The sequence below is a fragment of the Amycolatopsis sp. NPDC034160 genome (genome assembly GCF_055575355.1).
This window is the reverse complement of record NZ_JBVISU010000004.1, coordinates 272,272-290,834: the sequence shown is the minus strand read 5'-3', so window position 1 is coordinate 290,834 and position 18,563 is coordinate 272,272. Positions and strand designations below refer to the sequence as shown.

General features: G+C 69.4%; 17 protein-coding genes. 9 read left to right on the top strand and 8 right to left on the bottom strand.

Translation table 11 applies throughout. From position 1 onward, the window contains the following. The 3 genes from ACZ54P_RS13005 to ACZ54P_RS12995 form a co-directional block, all read left to right on the top strand. On the top strand, nucleotides 1–585 hold a 585-nt coding region (locus ACZ54P_RS13005), incomplete at its 5' end, for a lectin (protein WP_465461713.1). A 102-nt stretch (nucleotides 586–687) separates the two neighbouring features. Then, complete coding sequence (locus ACZ54P_RS13000) at nucleotides 688–1,899, top strand: amidohydrolase family protein (protein WP_465461712.1); 1,212 nt, start codon at nucleotides 688–690, stop codon at nucleotides 1,897–1,899. Between the two features lie 307 nt (nucleotides 1,900–2,206). After that, entirely contained in the window at nucleotides 2,207–2,587 is a 381-nt protein-coding gene (locus ACZ54P_RS12995) for a GNAT family N-acetyltransferase (protein WP_465461796.1), read from the top strand. On the opposite strand, the gene ACZ54P_RS12990 is transcribed toward ACZ54P_RS12995, so the two are convergent. After that, a complete protein-coding gene (locus tag ACZ54P_RS12990; RefSeq protein WP_465461711.1) occupies nucleotides 2,554–4,083 on the bottom strand; it encodes a nucleobase:cation symporter-2 family protein in 1,530 nt (509 codons plus the stop codon). The genes ACZ54P_RS12995 and ACZ54P_RS12990 overlap by 34 nt on opposite strands. A gap of 227 nt (nucleotides 4,084–4,310) precedes the next feature. On the opposite strand from ACZ54P_RS12990, the gene ACZ54P_RS12985 reads away from it, so the two are divergent. Both ACZ54P_RS12985 and ACZ54P_RS12980 read left to right on the top strand, forming a co-directional pair. Continuing rightward, nucleotides 4,311–5,144: an endonuclease/exonuclease/phosphatase family protein gene (locus ACZ54P_RS12985; protein WP_465461710.1), complete on the top strand. Its 834-nt coding sequence runs from the start codon at nucleotides 4,311–4,313 to the stop codon at nucleotides 5,142–5,144. After that, nucleotides 5,141–6,322, top strand: a complete 1,182-nt coding sequence (locus tag ACZ54P_RS12980; protein WP_465461709.1) for a family 43 glycosylhydrolase — start codon at nucleotides 5,141–5,143, stop codon at nucleotides 6,320–6,322. The genes ACZ54P_RS12985 and ACZ54P_RS12980 overlap by 4 nt, the downstream gene beginning before the upstream one ends. 75 nt (nucleotides 6,323–6,397) lie before the next feature. Here the strand turns inward: ACZ54P_RS12980 and ACZ54P_RS12975 are convergent, their stop codons facing one another. After that, a complete protein-coding gene (locus ACZ54P_RS12975) occupies nucleotides 6,398–7,219 on the bottom strand; it encodes an alpha/beta fold hydrolase (protein WP_465461708.1) in 822 nt (273 codons plus the stop codon). Nucleotides 7,220–7,829: 610 nt separating this feature from the next. On the opposite strand from ACZ54P_RS12975, the gene ACZ54P_RS12970 reads away from it, so the two are divergent. The 4 genes from ACZ54P_RS12970 to ACZ54P_RS12955 all read left to right on the top strand — a co-directional run bounded on the left by ACZ54P_RS12970 (nucleotide 7,830) and on the right by ACZ54P_RS12955 (nucleotide 11,020). After that, a complete protein-coding gene (locus tag ACZ54P_RS12970; protein ID WP_465461707.1) occupies nucleotides 7,830–8,261 on the top strand; it encodes an Hsp20/alpha crystallin family protein in 432 nt (143 codons plus the stop codon). Between the two features lie 92 nt (nucleotides 8,262–8,353). After that, the gene (locus tag ACZ54P_RS12965; RefSeq protein ID WP_465461706.1) at nucleotides 8,354–8,878 is read left to right on the top strand and encodes a J domain-containing protein; all 525 of its coding nucleotides are present in this window, start codon (nucleotides 8,354–8,356) and stop codon (nucleotides 8,876–8,878) included. After that, a complete protein-coding gene (locus tag ACZ54P_RS12960; RefSeq protein ID WP_465461795.1) occupies nucleotides 8,775–9,704 on the top strand; it encodes a DUF3048 domain-containing protein in 930 nt (309 codons plus the stop codon). Before ACZ54P_RS12965 ends, ACZ54P_RS12960 begins: the two co-directional genes overlap by 104 nt. Before the next feature lie 59 nt (nucleotides 9,705–9,763). Continuing rightward, nucleotides 9,764–11,020 (top strand): acetyl-CoA hydrolase/transferase family protein, encoded by a 1,257-nt coding sequence (locus ACZ54P_RS12955; RefSeq protein ID WP_465461705.1) that lies wholly within the window; start codon nucleotides 9,764–9,766, stop codon nucleotides 11,018–11,020. A gap of 171 nt (nucleotides 11,021–11,191) precedes the next feature. Here the strand turns inward: ACZ54P_RS12955 and ACZ54P_RS12950 are convergent, their stop codons facing one another. Genes ACZ54P_RS12950 through ACZ54P_RS12925 form a run of 6 tightly spaced genes read right to left on the bottom strand, consistent with a single transcriptional unit; the run spans nucleotide 11,192 to nucleotide 18,556 of the window. Next, entirely contained in the window at nucleotides 11,192–12,715 is a 1,524-nt protein-coding gene (locus tag ACZ54P_RS12950) for an isochorismatase family protein (RefSeq protein ID WP_465461704.1), read from the bottom strand. Next, on the bottom strand, nucleotides 12,702–13,364 hold the full coding sequence (locus ACZ54P_RS12945; RefSeq protein WP_465461703.1) for an SRPBCC family protein: 663 nt from the start codon (nucleotides 13,362–13,364) through the stop codon (nucleotides 12,702–12,704). The genes ACZ54P_RS12950 and ACZ54P_RS12945 overlap by 14 nt, the downstream gene beginning before the upstream one ends. Beyond that, nucleotides 13,361–13,876, bottom strand: coding sequence for a (2Fe-2S)-binding protein (locus ACZ54P_RS12940; protein ID WP_465461702.1), 516 nt, complete (start codon nucleotides 13,874–13,876; stop codon nucleotides 13,361–13,363). The genes ACZ54P_RS12945 and ACZ54P_RS12940 overlap by 4 nt, the downstream gene beginning before the upstream one ends. Beyond that, the gene (locus tag ACZ54P_RS12935; RefSeq protein WP_465461701.1) at nucleotides 13,873–16,284 is read right to left on the bottom strand and encodes a xanthine dehydrogenase family protein molybdopterin-binding subunit; all 2,412 of its coding nucleotides are present in this window, start codon (nucleotides 16,282–16,284) and stop codon (nucleotides 13,873–13,875) included. Before ACZ54P_RS12935 ends, ACZ54P_RS12940 begins: the two co-directional genes overlap by 4 nt. Beyond that, a complete protein-coding gene (locus ACZ54P_RS12930) occupies nucleotides 16,281–17,177 on the bottom strand; it encodes an FAD binding domain-containing protein (protein WP_465461700.1) in 897 nt (298 codons plus the stop codon). Before ACZ54P_RS12930 ends, ACZ54P_RS12935 begins: the two co-directional genes overlap by 4 nt. After that, nucleotides 17,174–18,556 (bottom strand): MFS transporter, encoded by a 1,383-nt coding sequence (locus tag ACZ54P_RS12925; protein ID WP_465461699.1) that lies wholly within the window; start codon nucleotides 18,554–18,556, stop codon nucleotides 17,174–17,176. The genes ACZ54P_RS12930 and ACZ54P_RS12925 overlap by 4 nt, the downstream gene beginning before the upstream one ends. Between the last annotated feature and the right edge of the window lie 7 nt (nucleotides 18,557–18,563).

The window sequence follows — 18,563 nt, the reverse complement described above, 5'->3', positions numbered from 1 at the left end:
CCGTTGCCTGGCTGTGGACAACGGGTCGACCTCGCCCGGCGCGGCCGTGGTGATCTGGGACTGCCACCCCGCGGCGAACCAAGCGTGGACGATCTGTGGACCGGTGCCACGTCCGGCAGCGGCGGGCAGATTTCCGCCGTCGTCCCGGCGCACGGCGTGGCGGTGTACCGGGTCGAGGGCGGTACGCCGGTGGCCAGTACGACGGCCAGGCTGCGCGGCACCGGCTCCGGCCGTTGCCTGGCTGTGGACAACGGGTCGACCTCGCCCGGCGCGGCCGTGGTGATCTGGGACTGCCACCCCGCGGCGAACCAAGCGTGGACGATCTGGTCCGGTGGTGAGGTCCGCGTCTTCGGCGACAAGTGCCTGGACGCCGAGAACCAGGGGACCGCCAACGGCACGCGGGTACTCACCTGGTCGTGCAACGGCCAGAGCAACCAGAAGTGGTCACTGAACGCCGACGGATCCATCACGAGCGTCCACTCCGGACTCTGCTTGGACGTGAACCAGGCCGCCACCACCAATGGATCGCGGCTGGTGCTCTGGACCTGTCATGGCGGCGCCAACCAGCGCTGGACCCGGCTGTGAACCCGGTGGAGAACAGGAGCGAAAGCCACCCGGACGCGACACCTTCCGCTCTCTTTGGTATACCAAAGGGCCGGTTCGGACCCCGGCGGGAAGGTGCTCTCCGTGTTGATCCGCGACGTCCGCCCGTGGGGCGGACAGCGTAGCGACGTCGAAGTGACCGGCGACCGGATCGCCGCGGTGCGACCGCACGATCCGGCCGCCGCCACCACGCCCGACACGGTCGAGGGCAGCGGGCGACTGCTGTTGCCGTCGTTCAGCGACGTGCACGTCCACTTGGACTCGACGCGGATCGGCCTGCCGTTCCGGCCGCATACGGGCGCGCCGGGAGTGTGGGCGATGATGCTGAACGACCGCGAGAACTGGCGCGACGCCGAGGTCCCGCTGCCCGAGCGCGTCGCCGGGACGCTGGAACGGATGATCGCCAACGGCACCACACGGGTGCGCAGCTACGCGCAGGTGGACGTCGACTGCCGGCTGGAGAAGCTCGACGCCGTCCTCGCCGCGAAGGAACGGTTCGCCGCGCACGCGGACGTCGACGTGATGGCGTTCCCGCAGGCCGGTATCCTGCGCGAGCCCGGCACCGCGGACGTGCTGGAGGCCGGCCTGCGGTCGGGCGCCACGGTCGTCGGCGGGATCGACCCGTGCTCACTGGACAAGGACCCCAAGGGACATCTGGACGTCGTGTTCGGGCTCGCCGAGAAATACGGCGTGGAGGTGGACATCCACCTGCACGAGCCGGGGCACCTCGGCGTGTTCTCCACCGACTTGGTGATCGAGCGGGTCCGTGCGCTGGACATGCGCGGCAAGGTGACGATGTCCCACGCGTACGGTCTGGGCTCGGTCTCTGAGTCGGTGAGCCGCCGCATGATCGACACGTTCGCGGAACTGGACATCGCGATGGCGACCGTCGCACCGTCGGTGGACGGCCAGCTGTCCCTGGCTGACCTCACGACCGCCGGCGTGCGCGTCGGCCTTGGGGAAGACGGCCAGCGCGACTACTGGAGCCCGTACGGCAACTGCGATCTGCTCGACCGCACCTGGCAACTGGCCTTCACCCACAACTTCCGCCGCGACGACCTGATCGAACTGGCACTGGCCGTCGCGACGATGGGCGGCGCGTCGATCATGAGCCACGACGTCCCGCGGCTGGCCGGCCTCGCCGACCGTCCCGGCGTGGCCGTCGGCGACCGCGCCGATCTGGTGCTGGTGGACGGCGAAACCCCGACGAGCGCGGTGATGGACCGAGGCAAGGACCGCACGGTGCTGCACAACGGCGTCGTCGTGGCGGACGGGCTCTCGGTGGTGAACCTCTGACCCGCCGCGACTCGAGGTGCGCTGACACTATTGAGGGATAAGTCAAAGTTGTCGTGGTCGGCACCTCTGCGTTGCGTATTCCCCTCGAAGCCGACGCCCACCCTCATGCCGTTCATGTCCCCAATGCCGCATTGGAGACATCAGACGGCGGCGCGAACCGACGTCGCACGCAACACGCCACGTTCGCCTTACCTCTCGATAAGCTTCCGGGGTAAGAATCCGGCCCGCCACCCCAGCCGACGTAGACGCCCTCGTTCCCCTCTTCGAGGATTGAGGACACCCACAGGATCGCGAGGGGGTCGCCGAGATTCTGAAGCAGTGGCAAGACCTTCCGCGAGGTGCTCTCATCGTCGCCGACGACAACGCCGACGTCGTCGGCATGGCCGCTGTCGTGGCGAATCCGCGACTGGCCGACGCGAAACGCAACGCCCATCTGCAGGGACTCGTGGTCGTCCGGCAGCGGTTGCGCACCGGCGTCGCGAGCCTGTTGCTGACCGCGGCGGAGGACCTCGCCCGCGAATGGGGCTGCGTGCGGCTGGAACTCACCACGTCACGCACCCGAGACGCCGCGCAACACTTCTATCGGGCGCGTGGCTATCACGAGACCTCGAGCCGGCAGGGGCGCTTCATCCGCGAGCTCCACGACCGACCCGATCAGTGCGCGTCCGGCTCGGAGCCGATCCGGTAGGGCACCGGCCGGCCGGCCGCGTCCCGCACCGGCACCGGATTGCCGTCGGCGTCGACGATCTTGCCGTCGACGATCCTGTCACCGTTTTCCAGCCGGGAGAACGCCTTCAGGTCCGAGTAGTCGATCACTCGCGTGGCGGTCGCGAACACTGACGGGTTGTCGTCGGTCTTGCCCGTCTTCAAGTGGTTGAAGAACAGGTTCAGCAGGACCGCGGTGAGCGCGGCCGCGCTGATTCCCGAGTGGAAGATGGTGCCGACCCAGGCCGGGAAGTGGTGGTAGAAGTCCGGCGCCGCGATCGGGACCATGCCCAGGCCGACGGAGGCCCCGACGATGACCAGGTTCATGTTCCCGTTGTAGTCCACTTTGGACAGCGTCTTGATGCCGGACGCCGCGACCGTGCCGAACAGGACGAGACCCGCGCCGCCCAGTACGGGGTAAGGAATCGCGGCGACCACCCGTCCCAGTACCGGGAGCATGCCCAGCACCAGCAGGACCACGCCGCCGGCGGTCACCACGAACCTGCTCTTGATCCCGGTGATCGCGACGAGACCGACGTTCTGGGCGAACGCGCTCTGGGCGAACCCGTTGAAGACCGGCGCGATCGCCGAAGACGCCATGTCGGCCCGCAGGCCGTCGCCGATCCGGCGTTTCCCGACGGGCGTGTCGACGATCTCCCCCACCGCCAGGATGTCGGCCGTGGTCTCGGTGAGGGTCACCAGGATGACGATGAACATCGAGGCGATCGCGGCGACGCTGAAGGTCGGCGGGCCGAAGGCGAACGGGGTCGGCACGGCGAAGATCGGGCCTTCCCCGACCTCGGAGAAATCGGCCTCACCCAGCGCTGCCGCGAGCACGGTGCCGACCACGATGGACAGCAGGATCGAAAGCCGGGACACCGCCGGGATCGGGACCTTGCTCAGCACCAGCACGATGACCAGCGTCAGCGCGGCCAGCCCGATGTTGGAGACCGAGCCGAAGTCCTGCGCCTTGCTGTCGTTGCCCATCGCCCACCGGGCGGCGACCGGCATCAGGCTGAGCCCGATCACCGTGATGACCGTGCCGGTGACCACCGGCGGGAAGTACTTCACCAGCCGGGAGAACACCGGCGTGACGAGCAGGCCGAGCAGCGCCGAGGCGATGACGGCGCCGAACACCGCGGGCAGGCCGCCGTCGGCCACGATCGCGGTCATCGTCGCCACCCCGGCGAAGGAGGTGCCCTGGACCAACGGGAGCCGGGAGCCGAAGAAGGGCAGGCCGAACGACTGCAGAATCGTCGCCAGCCCACCGATGAAGAGACAGGAGGCGACCAGCAGGCCGATCTCCGACGGCGAGACGCCTGCGGCGCCACCGATGATCAGCGGCGGCGCGATGATGCCGCCGTACATCGTCAGAACGTGCTGGATGCCGTAGGTGAAACTCTTGCCTGCCCCGAGCCATTCGTCCTCGGAACGGCCTCCCGCGGCGGCGTCACCCGCCTTCGGCCTTCTCTTCACCATCGGATCCGCCTCTCAGCAGTGCCGGGCTCCAAAGTTTCGATCTGCGGAGGTTAACTTCCACATGGCAGAATTGGCAAGACCGAGCGGCGGCGACCCCACCGAAGGCGAGCTGGCGGTGAACGCTGGAGTCAATTCTTTCCGGAGTATGACGGGAGCCCTCGTTCCGTGGTCCGGCGCCGCCTACCGGTGTTCTGATTCCCTTCCATCGCAACGCTGGAGGGAAAATCATGGAAAAGTTCCGCACCTCGACGACGCGCCCGGCACCGAGACGCAAGGCTCTCACCCTCGCCCTTCTCGTGCCTTTGATATCGCTCGCGGCGGTGCCCGGCACCGCCGCGGCCGCGACCGATCGCACGATCAAGGTGGTCACCTACAACGTGGGCGACGCGGGCGGCCTCAAGGCCGACCTCGTCCACCTCATCGAGACCGAACGCCCCGCGGTCCTCGGACTGCAGGAGGTCGCCGACCGCGAGGAAGTGGTGAAGGACGCCGCGGCCGCGACCGGCTATGTCGCCATCTACGAAACAGACCGTCAGGCGGTGAAGCACAACGCGATCCTCGTACGCGGCAACCTGACCATCTCCGGCCACGGAGCCACCGAGATCTCACCGGCGTCCAAAGTGGACCCCTCCACCCCGGGAACCGGTCCCGCGGAACCCGGCGACTGCGGCTGCTGGGTACCGCCGAAGTACGTCAACTGGGTACGCGTTGGCGGTTCCGGATTCCAGTGGGTCGTCGGCGTCGCACACCTCACGCCGTCCGCGCAGCGGTACGACCTCAACCGCGAACTGCACAACCTCCAGGTGCGCAACACCGCCGACTGGTTCGCCTCGCGGGTGGCCGAGCCGATCGTCATGGGTGACTTCAACGCCGAACCGGGATCGGACCTGATGACCGGTCTCCGGCGCGTGGCCAAGGCGTACAGCGCCCCGAGCCACGGAACCCGGCCCATCGACCACGTGTGGGCGAAGAGGGATTCGGCGGGCTCCGAGGTCGACGCCCTGTCCGGCTACGGCAGCGACCATCGTCCGGTCCGCGCCCGGGTGACGGTGACCCGATGAGGCGGCTCTCGTTCCTGCGCTCGATGGTGATCGGCGCGGTCGTCGCCGCGTGCGGCGCCGGTCTCCTGACGGCGCTACCGAACGCGACGGCAGCCGGAGCCGAGACCGGACCGCGAGACGAGTCCCTGGACTTCCGGTTTCCGGCGGCGGATCTGCTGCGGGTGCCGGACACGAACACCTACATCGCCGTCGGTGCCAGCATTCCCGGCAAGAAGCTGCCGTACACGAAGGTCGAATTCGCCGGCGGCGACTTCCAGCGCCGCGGCGCGGTCGATGGTGACGCGTGGGACGGTGTCACGTTCCCCGCCGGTTACTGGGCACGGCGGGACTCTCCACTGTGGACACCGTCGATGTTCGCGCACCACGAGGACGGGCGCGTCGTCTACTACGTGTTCTACAGCGCGGCGTTGCCCGGGCCCGAACCGCACGGCCAGGCGAAGCACTGCATCGGCTACGCCACTTCGCTGCGTGCCACCGGCGGGTTCGTCGCCAACGCCGATCCGCTGTTCTGCCCAGGACACGGGTGGGCGATCGACGCCGACGTGAGCCGGGGGCAGGGCGAGGTCTGGCTCACCCTGCGCAATGGCGCGTGGACCCAGAACCGGATCACCGCGCTGGGCGCGGCAAAACTGGACTTCGACCGGTCCCGGCACGTGCGGCGGCTGTCGGAAGACGACGCGAAGAAGTTGATCGACAACACGAATCTCGAGTGGACACACCACAACAGTCCCGCCGAAGACGTGCTCACGATCGAGAATCCCAACGCCGTCCGTATCGACGGCGAGTGGTTCCTCTTCTACTCGGGGAACAACTGGTACGCGAACCGCTACTCCACGGGCGTCGCGTACTGCGGGACCGCCTTGACCGACAACCGGTGCACGCCGATGTACGAGCAGCGGGCGTACTTCTCGTACGAGCCCGCCCCGGCGGGTGAGCCGCGGTTCCGGCCGGGGCTGCCGGACAAGTACCGCAAGAAGAACCTGCCGGGCAACAAACGGGGCCCGGGTGCGTTCACCGCGTTCCAAGCACCCGACGGTTCCTGGTGGGCGTCCTGGAACTACATCGCCGACGCCAGCCCTCTCCCGCAGGAGGACCCGTCACCGGAACGACGGAGCCGGATCGCCCGGCTGACCAAAACCGGCAACGGAGCCACCGCTGACTTCACGGTGACCTGGTAACCGAGAGCTTCGCAAGGACTCGTGAGTGGTAATGACGGTTCTAACCGTCATTACCACTCACGAGCCCACCTGGAGTCAGGACGTCATACGCGTCAGCCAGGAGCGCAGCTCCGTCGCCATGACGACCGGGGCGTCGAGGTGGATCAGGTGCCCCGCCCGCTCGACAGGAGTGAACGAGGCACCGCGAATGCCCGCGGCGAGCCGCTCGCCGGTCGCCAACGGGATCCAGGTGTCCTCGGTGCCCCACAGGACCTTCACCGGGATGTCGATGCGGTCCAGCAGTGCCTCGTTCTCCTCCAGGAATCGCTCGTCGTACGCGGCGATCTGGCGATAGAACGCCGGTTGTCCCTCTTCGCCGAGCCACGGGGCGACAAGCCGGGCGAGGTCGTCGTCAGGCAGCCCGCGGTGGGACGCATTGCCGATGTACGCCTTGACCAGGGCCTCGTGGATGTACGGCGGGACCTGGGCGAGGACGTCGGGGTGCTGCTCGACCAGGCGGAAGAACGGCGAGCCCGAGGGCGGGATCGCCACGACGTCGGCCATCAGCAGCGACGCGTACGCCACCTCGTGCACCAAATGGGTGCGCAACGAGACGGCGCCGCCGTAGTCGTGCGTGACGACGTGCGGCCGGTCGAGCCCCCAGTGCGCGAGCAGTGCCGCGAACGCCTCCGCCTGGACACCGAAATCGACCGGATGCCCGGCCTCCTTCGACGACTGGCCATAGCCCGGCATGTCCCACAGGTACACGGTGAAGTCGCCGCTCAACGCTTCCGCGAACGGGCGCCACAGCCACGACGACCACGGTGTTCCGTGGCAGAACACCACCGCGGGCCCGGAGCCGGTCTTGTCCCAGGCGATGCGCCGCCCTTCCCAGCCGAACGTCTCACGAAGATCCATGTCCCTCATCGTAGGCGGCTCGAATCGGGTACACGGCGACCAGATTTTCTCTGACGTCGCCTTGACACAATCTATGGCGTTGGCTATAAGAAAAGTATCGGTCAGGAACCTGGTGAAGACGCCCCTGGAAGTGATCGAGATGTACGACACGAGCGTTCCCCGCCCCGCTGGGCGGCTGCCGAAGACACGGCAGTCGGGCTTCGTCGAACTGATCTGCCTCGACCCGGTTTGGGTGCGCACGGAGTTCGACGCGATCATCGCCGCCAACTTCGGCGCCGACACGCGGGCCGCGGTTCCCGTACGTCGTCCACCGCGTCATGTACCGAATTTCCGTGACCGTCCCGGCGAAACGGACCGGAGGCCCATCCTCCCCTCGTGGATCGGACGCGGTGATCTCGCGAGGAAGGCCCGCCGGACAGGAGCCAGGGAGCGGTCTCCTCCGCCACGCGGCAGCGGTGTCACACGGCCAGCCGTTACAAGCCATTGTACTTACCCTGCCTCGAAAAGTTGAGTCCGATCCGCCCGCCACAGCACCGCTGCGGCGGGCACCGGACTGTCGGCGGATCCGGCCGCCGATCCCGAAACGATCGGTGTGGAAGGAGACTGTGACATGTTGATGCGTACCGACCCGTTCCGCGAGCTCGACCGGCTGACCCAGCAGTTCTTCGGCGCCAACGGGACACTGACCCGTCCGGCGGCGATGCCGATGGACGCCTACCGCACCGGTGACGAGTACGTGGTCGCCTTCGACCTGCCCGGTGTGCGCCCGGACTCGATCGACCTGGACGTCTCGCGGAACGTGCTGACCGTGAAGGCCGAACGGCCCGGCCCCGGCGACGACTCCGCCGAGTACCAGGTCGCCGAGCGGCCCCGCGGGGCGTTCAGCCGCCAGTTGTTCCTGGGCGAGACCCTGGACGCGGACAACATCCAGGCCAGCTACGAGGCCGGTGTGCTCTCGTTGCGGATCCCGGTCGCCGAGCGTGCCAAGCCGCGCAAGATCGCCATCAGCGCGGACAACGACACCAAGCGGATCAACGCCTGATCACTCGCCCGTAAGGCCCCGGAGACCCCCGTTCTCCGGGGCCTGGACAAGCCGTGGAACGACCTGGACGGGGAGGGGAGGGGAGCTGAGCCATGCCCCGCCACGATCCCTATCGAATCCTCGGCGTCACCCGCACGGCCGAGGACGGCCAGCTCACCGCGGCGTTCCGGGCGCTGGTACGCGCGCTTCATCCCGACACCCGGCTCGAACCCGCCGATCCGGCACGCCTGGCCGAAGTCCTGGCCGCTTACCGCCTGCCGCGCGACCCTCGCCGCCGCGCCGCCTACGACCGGGAGCATTCACCACCGGCGCCACCGCGGGAAGCCGGGTCCACGTCGGTTCCCGTGCGAGTGCGGACCGGCCGCCCACGCCGGCAACCCGACATCCGCGTCAGCCCGGTCCGCCTGGCCGATCTTCGGCTGGCCTCCCCAGGATGGGCGAGGGACACTTTCGCCGGGAGCCGCTCCCCGCGGCCATGGCCGGAAGGGTGCACCGATGAAACGCTCTTGGTGGGTGGCCTCGGTGATCGGTGTACTGGTGGTCGCCGTCGCGGTGGTACTGGTCATCAGGGGAACCGCGAAGGACACCAGTACCGGCGCTGCCCCCGGAGCGAGTGAATCCGCCGCGCCGGAGCACCGCTCGGTGCTCGCGGTCAAAATCGACAACGTGCTCGCGGCCCGCCCGCAGACCGGGTTGGCCGAAGCGGACCTGGTCTACGTCGAACCGGTCGAGGGTGGCCTGACGCGGCTGCTCGCGCTGTACTGGCACCGGCCGCCGTCGGTCATCGGGCCGGTCCGGAGTGCACGGGCGACCGACCTCGGACTGCTGACGCAGTACGGCAAGACCACCCTGGCCTATTCCGGAGCGGCCCCGGAGCTGCTGCCCGCCTTGCATACGTCGTTGCTGGTGAACGCCTCGCCGTCGGAAGTCCCGAACGCCTACTCCCGCGACGAAACCCGCCCCAACCCGCACAATCTGTTCCTCCACCCGGAAAAACTGCCCGGTAGCGAGCCCGTGACCGCAGGATCGCTGCCGGAATCCGGCCCGGCACCAGGTCCGGGAGTGGCCACCTCGACGGCGTCGATCCGGTTTCCCGCCGCGGCGTTCGACTTCACCTGGTCTCCCGAACGAAATCGGTGGTTGATCGTCCTCGACGGCAAACCGCTGACCTCCGGCGGCACCGGGCGGGTCGAGGCCGCGACCGTCGTGGAACAGCGGGTGCCGGTCCGGATCGGTGAACGCGGTGAGAGCGGAACCGTGCCGAATTCACCGGTCGCGCAAACGACCGGGACCGGCGAGGCCACGGTGTGGCGGGAAGGGCAGCGGTACCCCGCGACCTGGGAGCGGCCCGATCAGCAGTCGCCGACCCGGTTCCGCACGGCGGCCGGGCAGCCGCTTCCGCTCGCCGATGGTCCTTTGTGGATACTGCTCGTCCCGGTGTGAGTCCCGGCAAGCGAGACCCGGGCGATGGGCCGGTCGGCCCGGTCCGGTATCCAGGGTCCATGCGCATCTTGTCCGAGTCGCGGCTGTCCGCCGTCCTGTCCGCCGCCGTCACCTGTCCGAGGGTCGTGGTCAGCGGCAATTTCGCCACCCCGTATCGCGCCCTGGAGCTACTGGACGAGGCCGTGGCCGAGTACCGGCTGTTCGCGCTCAACGCCCAGGCCGGTCTCCCCGACCGTGCCGGGGTGACGCTGGAAACGCCTTTCGTCGGGCCCGGGATGCGCGGGAAGCCGATGCTGCGGTACTTCCCCTCCCGCCTGTCACTGGTGCCCCGTCTGCTCCAGCAGGCCTTGCCACCCGACATCGTGGTGATCCACACCTCCACGCCGGTGGACGGATGCGTGTCCCTGGGCACGGAAGTGAACATCCTGCCCGCAGCGATCGAGGCGGTGCGTGCCCGCGGCGGTCTCGTGATCGCCCAGCTCAACCCGCGGATGCCCTACACCTACGGCGACGGCGTGCTCGCCTGTGACGAGGTGGACTACGCGATCGAGGTCGACGAGGCCCTGCCCTCGCCCGTGCCGCGCCCGATCAGCGACGTCTCGCACGCGATCGGTGACCGCGTCGCCGAACTCGTCCCGGCCGACGCGACCCTGCAGCTCGGCATCGGCGCTGTCCCGGACGCTGTGCTCGCGGCGCTGACGACGCGCCGGGGTCTCGCCGTGTGGTCGGAGATGTTCAGCGACGGCGTGCTGGGGCTGGAACGGGCGGGCGCACTCGACCCGGACGCGCCGGTGACCGCGTCGTTCGTGTTCGGCGGCGCGGAACTCTACGACTGGGTGGACCGCAATCCCCGCGTCCGGCTCCTGCGCACCGAGAAGACCAACGACCCCGGACTGATCGCCCGGCAGCCCCGGCTGGTCTCGATCAACAGCGCCCTGCAGATCGACCTGTACGCGCAAGCGAACGCCAGCCGCGTGCACGACGTCATCTATTCCGGGTTCGGCGGGCAGACCGACTTCGTGGTCGGGGCACTGCACTCCCCCGGCGGCCGGGCCATCATCGCCCTCCCGTCCTGGCACCCCAAGGCCGATGTGTCCACCGTGGTCCCTCGATTGGCGGGCCCGGTCACCTCGTTCCAGCACAGCTACTTCGTCAGCGAGCAGGGCACCGCCACCATCTGGGGCCACGACGCCGGTGCACAGGCCGAGCAGATCATCGAGCACGTCGCCCATCCCCGGGCGCGCGACGAACTCCGGGAGGCTGGCCGCCGCCTCGGTTTCCCTCAACACCAGCCGAAACCAAGTAGTGATCGGTGAGACCGTCGTTCACCAGCACGCTGAGGCCCACACTCAGCGTCGGCCGGCCCACGCGGTTGCGGACGAACACCGGCACACCAGATCGCGTTCGCCGATCCGCGGATCGCCCCCTCGGCCAGCCCGGCTGGGCGTGGGTGGTCTCGTGAGTGGTAATGACGGTTAGAACCGTCATTACCACTCACGACTCGCTTGCCGCAGCACGTCACGGAGAGCGCCCAAGGCTGCCTGGGGTTGGTCCCAGAAGACCATGTGCCCGGCTTTCGGCACCTCGACGAACTCGGCGAGGGGGTTGGCCTCGGCCGCTTCGGCCGCGCCGGAGGCGGTGACGACCGGGCTGTCGCCGCCGTGGACGAAGACCGACGGAGCGGGCACCCGGGGCCAGTCGGCGAAGAAATCCTCGGCTTCGAAACCGGCGTGGGTGGCGGTGATCGCGGTGCGGGAGCACGAAGACAGCCAGCGGGCGCGCAACTCCTGTTCCCGACGGGGCCAGCGTGGCCAGGAGCGCGCCACCTCGTCGGCGTCGGTGCCCCGGCGGGCCTGGTCGAGCTGCCCGAGGAACGCTTCGAGGGTGGTCGGATACGGGCCCCGGCCAGGGCCGCTCAGCGGCGGGTCGACGAGAACCGTGCCACGCAGCGGACAGCGGCCGGTCGCCGCGACCCTGGCGGCGATCCGCGCGCCCATGGAGTGGCCGAGCAGGATCGGGCGATGCAGGCCGAGTCCGGTGACGACGGCTTCGACGTCCTCGGCGTAGCTCGCCAAGTCGTAGCCCGGCGCGTCGTCGGACAGCCCGCGGCCGCGGATGTCCAGCACGACCGGGCGCACGAGGTCGGTGAGTTCCCGCGCGACGAAGTCCATCGTGACGGCGGGGCTGGTGATCCCGGGCAGCACGAGCAGCGGGACCCCGTCGGCGGGCCCGTAGTCCAGCACATGCAACCGGATCTCGTCCGAGCGCGCCCAGCGGCTGGTCGCGGGGACGGTACCGAGATCGGCCAGCGCGGGCTGCCCGAGCGTGCGGGCGGCCGGTGATTCGACGGGACTGCTCAGGTAGGCGAGGGCGTCCTCGATGGCGACGACGTCGGCGTACTTGGCCTGCAGGTCGAACAGCGCGGCATCGTGCGGACCCCGCGCACGGTCACCACAGGCTTCTCGGACGACGAGCGTGACGAAACCGGACTGGACGGCGTCGACGGCGGTCGCCCGCACGCAGCCCGAAGTCGTTGCGCCACAGACGAGAACGGTGTCCGCGCCGAGACCGGTGAGGAGGGCGGCCAACGCGGTTCCGTGGAACGCCGACGCGCCCTTCTTCAGGATGAGATGGTCGCCGTCACGGCGTTCGAGCCGGGGATCGAGTGCGACGGCGTCGCTTCCTTCCCGCAGGGCACGCATTCCCGGTGCTTTCCGGAGCCAGGCGACGGCGTCGCCAGCCGACTCGGCCGGCGTATAGCTGATCGCCGTGTAGATCACCGGGACACCGTGCCGCCGGGCCTCGGCGACGAGGGCGGCCGCGGCGGTCACCTCGGCGGTGAGGTCCGCGCCGGACGGAAAACCGGCTTCGGTGAACCCCCGGGTCAGGTCGACGACCACCAGTGCCGGACGGGATCCACGGGGCACAGTGGCACCGAAGCCTGCCCGGTCGTAGACGCTGTCGGTCCCGGCGCCGTGCAGACCGGGGGCGCGCTGCTCATCGACGGGCACGCTGCAACTCCTTGATCAGTTTGTCCTGGGTGCGGATCCGGCCCAGCAGCCAGCCTTGGCACAGCCCGAGCGCCGCGGCGGCCGCGATCGGGGCGTAGCGCTTGACGCCCGGGGGAAGCAGCATCGCGAGCCCGTCGAGAGCCTCGCCGCCCGTCGGATCCGACCTGACGGGGACGGGGCGGGCAGCCGGGACCGGCTCCCCCGACGGTGCCTGCAGCCGGTCGGCGAGGTTGCGGGCGAACTGGTCGAGCAACCGGGTGGAGACCGCGCCGATCGCGCCCTTGCCGAACTGGGCGAGCTTGCCGCGGATCGACAGGTCGGTGTGGAGCGCGATCGTGGCGCCGCCGGGGGCTTCGCGCACGGTAAGCGTCACGTCGGCTTCGGCGTCGCCGTTGCCGTGCGTGTCGGCTCCCCTGGCCAGTAACCGCAGCCGGCGTTCGCCGGTCACGACTTCGGTGAACCGCACGGTGCCGGAGTAGGCGGCGGTGATCGGGCCGACCTTCACCTTCACCCGGCCGAGGTAGGCGTCGTCACGCTGTCCGTCGAGGGTCGCGCCCGGCAGGCAGGCGGCCACCCGTTCGACGTCGTTGATCAGGGCGAAGACCGCGCCGGGGTCGGCCGGGACGGACAGCTCGTTTTCCAGTATCACGGTGTCGTCTCCTTTTCCGGGACGGGACAGCTGCCTGCACCGCATCGGCGGGCCGCGGTCGCCTCGACGGCGTCCACGATGGTCTGGTAACCGGTGCAGCGGCACAGGTTCGCCGAGATGGCCTCGCGGATCTCCTCGCGATCGGCGTCCGGTCGCTGGGCTAGGAAACCCTGCGCCAGCATCAGGAATCCGGGTGTGCAGAAGCCGCACTGCAGGCCGTGGTGGTCGCTGAAGGCCTGCTGTAGATCGGAAAGTTCGCCGTCATGCCCCAGCGACTCGACCGTGCGGATTTCGGCCGTTTCCGCCTGGACGGCGAACATCAGGCAGGCGCGGACCGGTTCACCATCGACGAGGACCGTGCAGGCGCCGCACACGCCGTGCTCGCATCCGGTGTGGGTGCCGGTGAGTCCGAGGTCGTGCCGCAGGACGTCGAGCAGGGTCTTGCGCGGTTCGACGAGGGCTTCGTGCTCGTCGCCGTTGACGTTCAGGACGATCAAATGCCGATCGCTCATGACAGGGTGCTCGCTTCCTCGCGCCCCGTGCTCACCGCGTCCAGCGCGGCGAGCACGGTCTGCGGATGGACCGGCGTCGTGTCGAGTTCGACTCCCGTGTGCCGCAGCGCGTCGTTGATCGCGTTCAGCACGGCGGCCGGTGCGCCGATGGTGCCGCCCTCCCCCGCGCCCTTCGCGCCGTTTTCGGTGAACGCGCAAGGGGTTTCGAGGTGGGAGACGGTGATGTCGGGGATCTCCGTGGCGGTCGGCACGAGGTAGTCGATGAAGCTGGCGGCCGACGGTTCGCCGTTCCCGGCATAGGTGATCTCCTCGAACAACGCGCCGGCGATGCCCTGCGCGATCCCGCCGCGGCACTGCCCGTCGACCACCTGCGGATGAATCACCACCCCGCAGTCCTCCACACACGCGTAGCGCAGGATCTTGATCCCACCGGTACCCGGATCGGCCTCGACGACCACGGCGTGCGTGGCGTTGGAAAAGGTGCCGTCGCCGGGCACGTCGAAACTCGCCGTGGCCGAAAGCGTCGGTTCGACGTCCTTGGGCAGCAGATGGCTGCGCAGGTAGGCCACGTCGGCGATCTCCTCGAACGACGCGCGACGGGCCGGGTCGTCGATCTGGACCACGCCACCGTCGCCGTCGAGACGGACGTTGTCCGGACTCGTCTCGAGCAGATGCGCGGCGATCCGGCACAGCAGTTCACCGAGCTTGCCTGCGGCGAGGGACACCGCGGAACCACCGATCGTCACCGATCGCGAAGCGAAGGTTCCCCAGCCGTACGCGATGCGCTCCGTGTCACCTTGGCGCAGCTTGATCTTGTCGATGTGCAGCCCCAGCCGGTCGGCCACGATCTGCGCCAGCGTCGTCTCATGCGACTGTCCGTGGTTCATCGTGCCGCTGGTGACCACGACGGCTCCGGTGGTGTCCATCCGGATCTCGGAGATGTCGAAGCCGGGCACCACGGCCATCTTCCGTTTGGCGAAGGCACCGGACCCGTATCCGGTCCGCTCCGAGAAACAGCAGTAGCCGATGCCGACATGCCTGCCTTCGGCGGCGGCTTGGTCCCGGATCTCGTACCAGCCTTCGTCGCGCAACGTGGCCTCGGCCAGGTCGAGCGACTCCCGGTACGTGCCGGGGTCGTAGGTGACGGCGTTGACGCCGGTGTACGGGAATTGGGTGATCACGTTGCGGCGCCGGATCTCGACCGGATCGAGGCCGAGTTCCCTGGCGGCGCGTTCCATGACCCGTTCGATGGCCATCACGTACTGCGGACGGCTCACCCCGCGGTAGGGCGCGGTCGGGGCCTTGTTGCTGGCGATGGCGCGACCGCGGACGCGGTACTCGGGCACCTGGTACACGCTCGGCATCTCGGCCGACGCCATCAGCGGCTCGATCCCCGCCGTGAACGGGTAGCAGGAGTAGGCGCCCATGTCGCAGACGACGTCGACGTCCAGCGCGGTGATCCGGCCGCCGGAATCGAACGCCGCCCGGGTGCGGTAGCGCTGCTCCCGCGCCAGGAACCCGGCGGTGAGCGCCTCCCGGCGGTCTTCGATCCACTTCACCGGGCGGTTCAGCCGCCGCACCACCGCCGCGACCGCGATCTCCTCGCGGCCGACCACGCATTTCTGGCCGAACCCGCCGCCCATGTCCGGGACGGTGACCCGCACGGTCCGTTCGGGAACGCGCAGGGAACGGGCCATGGCGGTGCGGACTTGATGCGGTACCTGCGTGCACATCTGGACCAGCAACTGGTCGTCGTGCTCGTCCCAGGACGCGACCACTCCGCGCGTTTCGAGCGGGAGCGCGTTCTGCCGTCCGCTCTTGGTGACGACTTCGACGACGCAGCCACCGTCCGCGCGGGCCGCCTCGAACGCCGCGTCGACACCGGGCGTGTCGAACATCGAGACGTCGAGCAGCACATTGCCCGGCGCCTCCTCGTGCACGAGCGGTGCCCCGTCGGCGAACGCCGTCTCCTCCGAGACGATCGCCCCGAGCGGTTCGTAGGTGACGATGGCGGCCTCGACGCCGTCCTCCGCGCTGTACGGGTCGCGGGCGACGACCAGCGCGACCGGTTCGCCGGCGAACCGCACCTTCTGCCTGGCGAGGATCGGCATCGCCGTCGGCGAGAACTCCTCTGGCGGACGGTCGAGCAGGGCGACGATGTCGCCGAGATCCAGGTCAGCCGCCGTGTAGGCGGCGACGACCCCTTCGACCGCCAAGGTGGCCGACAGATCGATTCCGGTGAGCCTGCCGTGCGCGACCGTCGACCGGACGAAGGCCGCGTGCAGCATCCCGGTCAGCCGGATGTCGTCGACGAACCGCCCTCGGCCGCGGAGCAGACGCGGATCTTCGCGCCGGGGCACCGAAGCCCCGACCCAGCGGCCGTTCCGCCCGTCGAACCGTGGAGTCATCGTGTCTCTCCTTCCTCCCACGCCTGTGCCAAGGCCTTGGTGACGAGCGTCCGGGTCAGCCGTCGCCGGTAGACACCGCTCGCGGCGGCGTCATCGGGCGGGTCGATGGCCGCCGCCGCGGCCTCCCCGCACGCGGCGAACAGCTCCAGCCCGGGAACACCTCCGGTGAGCAGCGCCTCGGCCTCGGGCACCCGGACCGGTGACGGCGCCACCCCGCCGAGCACCACCCTGCCCCCGGTCAGCGGCTTCTGAGCGCCGCCGGACGCGACGTCCAGGCTGACGGCGGCGTCGACGATCGCGAAGTCGCCGTGGCGCCGGGCGAACTCGGTCAGCGCGGCCCGGGGTGATGGACGGGTGAAGCGCACGGCCGTCACGACCTCGTCCGGTCCGATCGCCGTGGTGTAGAAGCCGAGGAACATCTCCTCCGCCGGGATTTCCCGGCGTCCGCCAGGACCTTCGGCGACGATCACGGCGTCGAGCAGCAACGCGAGCAGGCACCATTCGGCGGTGGCGTCGCCGTGCACGATGCTGCCCGCCACCGTGCCGCGGGAGCGGATCGGCAGGTGCCCCACCCACCGCATGGCGCGGGAGAGCACAGCGAAGTCCGGTCCCAGTTCGGACGTGGAGGTCTCCACCGTCCGGTGGGTGACCAGCGCGCCGATCGTGAGCCCCGAATCCGTGTGCCGCAAGGAGTTCAGCGCCGGATTCCGGCGGAGCGGTCCCAGGTCCACCAGAGCGGTCGGCCGGGCGAGCCGGAAGTTCATCATCGGCATCAGGCTCTGCCCGCCGGCGATCACCTTCGGCTCCTCGCCCGCCGCGGCGAGCTCTTCGAGCAGACCGATCGCGTCGGAGACGTCGTGTGCCCGGTGGTAGCGGAACGCGGCGGGCTTCACGCGATCGTCCTGGCCGCCGTCTCGGCGGGGACGACGATCCGGTCGAGTTCGCGGCCACGGGTCTCCGGCGCGCCCACCATCATGAACACGACCGCGGCGACCACGAGGACCCCGAGCACGGTGAAGGTGAGGGGTAGCCCGAGCACCGGCCACAGGACGCTGCCGAACAGCAGCGGCGCGAAGCCCGTGACGGCCCGGCTCGACGACGACGCCCAGCCGAAGCCGGACGCGCGCAGCTCGGTCGGGTAGAGCTCGGAGACGTAGGCGTACATCACCGGGATGACCACGAGCGCGAACATGCCGAACGCGCCGATCGCCACGACCGCTCCGACGGGTGAGCCCAGCAGCAGGGAGAACACGACGAGCGACAGCGCCGCGAGCGGTCCGGCGATCACGATGACCCGCTTGCGGCCGATCCGGTCGACCAGGAGCACGGCCACCGCGACCCCGACGATGCCGGTCGCGTTCATCAGCGCGGTCGAGGCGAAGGCGGCGATCTGCCCGAAGCCCTGTGCCCGCAGGATCGACGGCATCCAGCTGAGCGCGGCGTAGTAGACCAGCATGACGCTGATGAACAGCGACCACGCGACCGCCGTGATCCGGGGGCTGAACGCCCACACCCGGCGCAGCTGGTCGAACGCCGCCGCGATCGCGCCACCGCGGGTGTCCTCGGCGACCGCGGGCGGAACCGAGTACGGCTCGGGTGCCGCCCCGGTGCGGCGGACGAGATCGTCGATGACGGCGCGCGCTTCCGCTTCACGTCCCTTGCGGACCAGGTACAGCGGCGACTCCGGGACACCGCGCCGGACCCAGAACAGCAGCAGGGCGGGCAGGATCATCAGGACCAGCATCCATCGCCAGTTCCCGGAAATCGGGACCAGCAGGGTCGCGGTCACGGCGGCCAGTGTGGTCCCGACGGGCCACCAGCCGTCCATCGCCGAAAGCACCCGTCCGCGATGGCGGCGCGGAGAGAACTCGCTGACGATGGCGTAGTCGACGGGAATGCATCCCCCGAGCCCGATTCCCGCGAGGAAGCGCAGGAGCAGGAACGTCTCCACATTCGGCGAGAGCGCGCCGAGGACGGAGAACAACGCGAACAGCAGCAGCGTGACGCTGAACGCCTTCTTCCGGCCGATGCGGTCGGCCACCGTGCCCCAGATGACGGCGCCCACGGCCATGCCGATCAGGTTCGCCGTCGCCACCAAGCCCTTCTGCCCCGAGGACAGCGCGAACTCCGCCCCCACCAGCGGAGTGAGGAACCCGTTCAACGCGACGTCCCAGGCGTCGAACATGTAGCCCAGTCCGCCGATGAGGAAGATCTTTCCCTGCACGCTCCAACGCCAGGGCAGATCCTGGACGATTTGATCTCCAGTGCGCATGCATCGC

Bases quoted from the DNA above. Each gene is read 5' to 3' on its own strand.
- ACZ54P_RS12965 (WP_465461706.1), top strand. From the start codon at position 8,354: ATGCCCCGCCACGATCCCTATCGAATCCTCGGCGTCACCCGCACGGCC.
- ACZ54P_RS12980 (WP_465461709.1), top strand. From the start codon at position 5,141: ATGAGGCGGCTCTCGTTCCTGCGCTCGATGGTGATCGGCGCGGTCGTC.
- ACZ54P_RS12955 (WP_465461705.1), top strand. From the start codon at position 9,764: ATGCGCATCTTGTCCGAGTCGCGGCTGTCCGCCGTCCTGTCCGCCGCC.
- ACZ54P_RS12925 (WP_465461699.1), bottom strand. From the start codon at position 18,556: ATGCGCACTGGAGATCAAATCGTCCAGGATCTGCCCTGGCGTTGGAGC.
- ACZ54P_RS12975 (WP_465461708.1), bottom strand. From the start codon at position 7,219: ATGGATCTTCGTGAGACGTTCGGCTGGGAAGGGCGGCGCATCGCCTGG.
- ACZ54P_RS12940 (WP_465461702.1), bottom strand. From the start codon at position 13,876: ATGAGCGATCGGCATTTGATCGTCCTGAACGTCAACGGCGACGAGCAC.
- ACZ54P_RS12935 (WP_465461701.1), bottom strand. From the start codon at position 16,284: ATGACTCCACGGTTCGACGGGCGGAACGGCCGCTGGGTCGGGGCTTCG.
- ACZ54P_RS12990 (WP_465461711.1), bottom strand. From the start codon at position 4,083: ATGGTGAAGAGAAGGCCGAAGGCGGGTGACGCCGCCGCGGGAGGCCGT.
- ACZ54P_RS12970 (WP_465461707.1), top strand. From the start codon at position 7,830: ATGTTGATGCGTACCGACCCGTTCCGCGAGCTCGACCGGCTGACCCAG.
- ACZ54P_RS12985 (WP_465461710.1), top strand. From the start codon at position 4,311: ATGGAAAAGTTCCGCACCTCGACGACGCGCCCGGCACCGAGACGCAAG.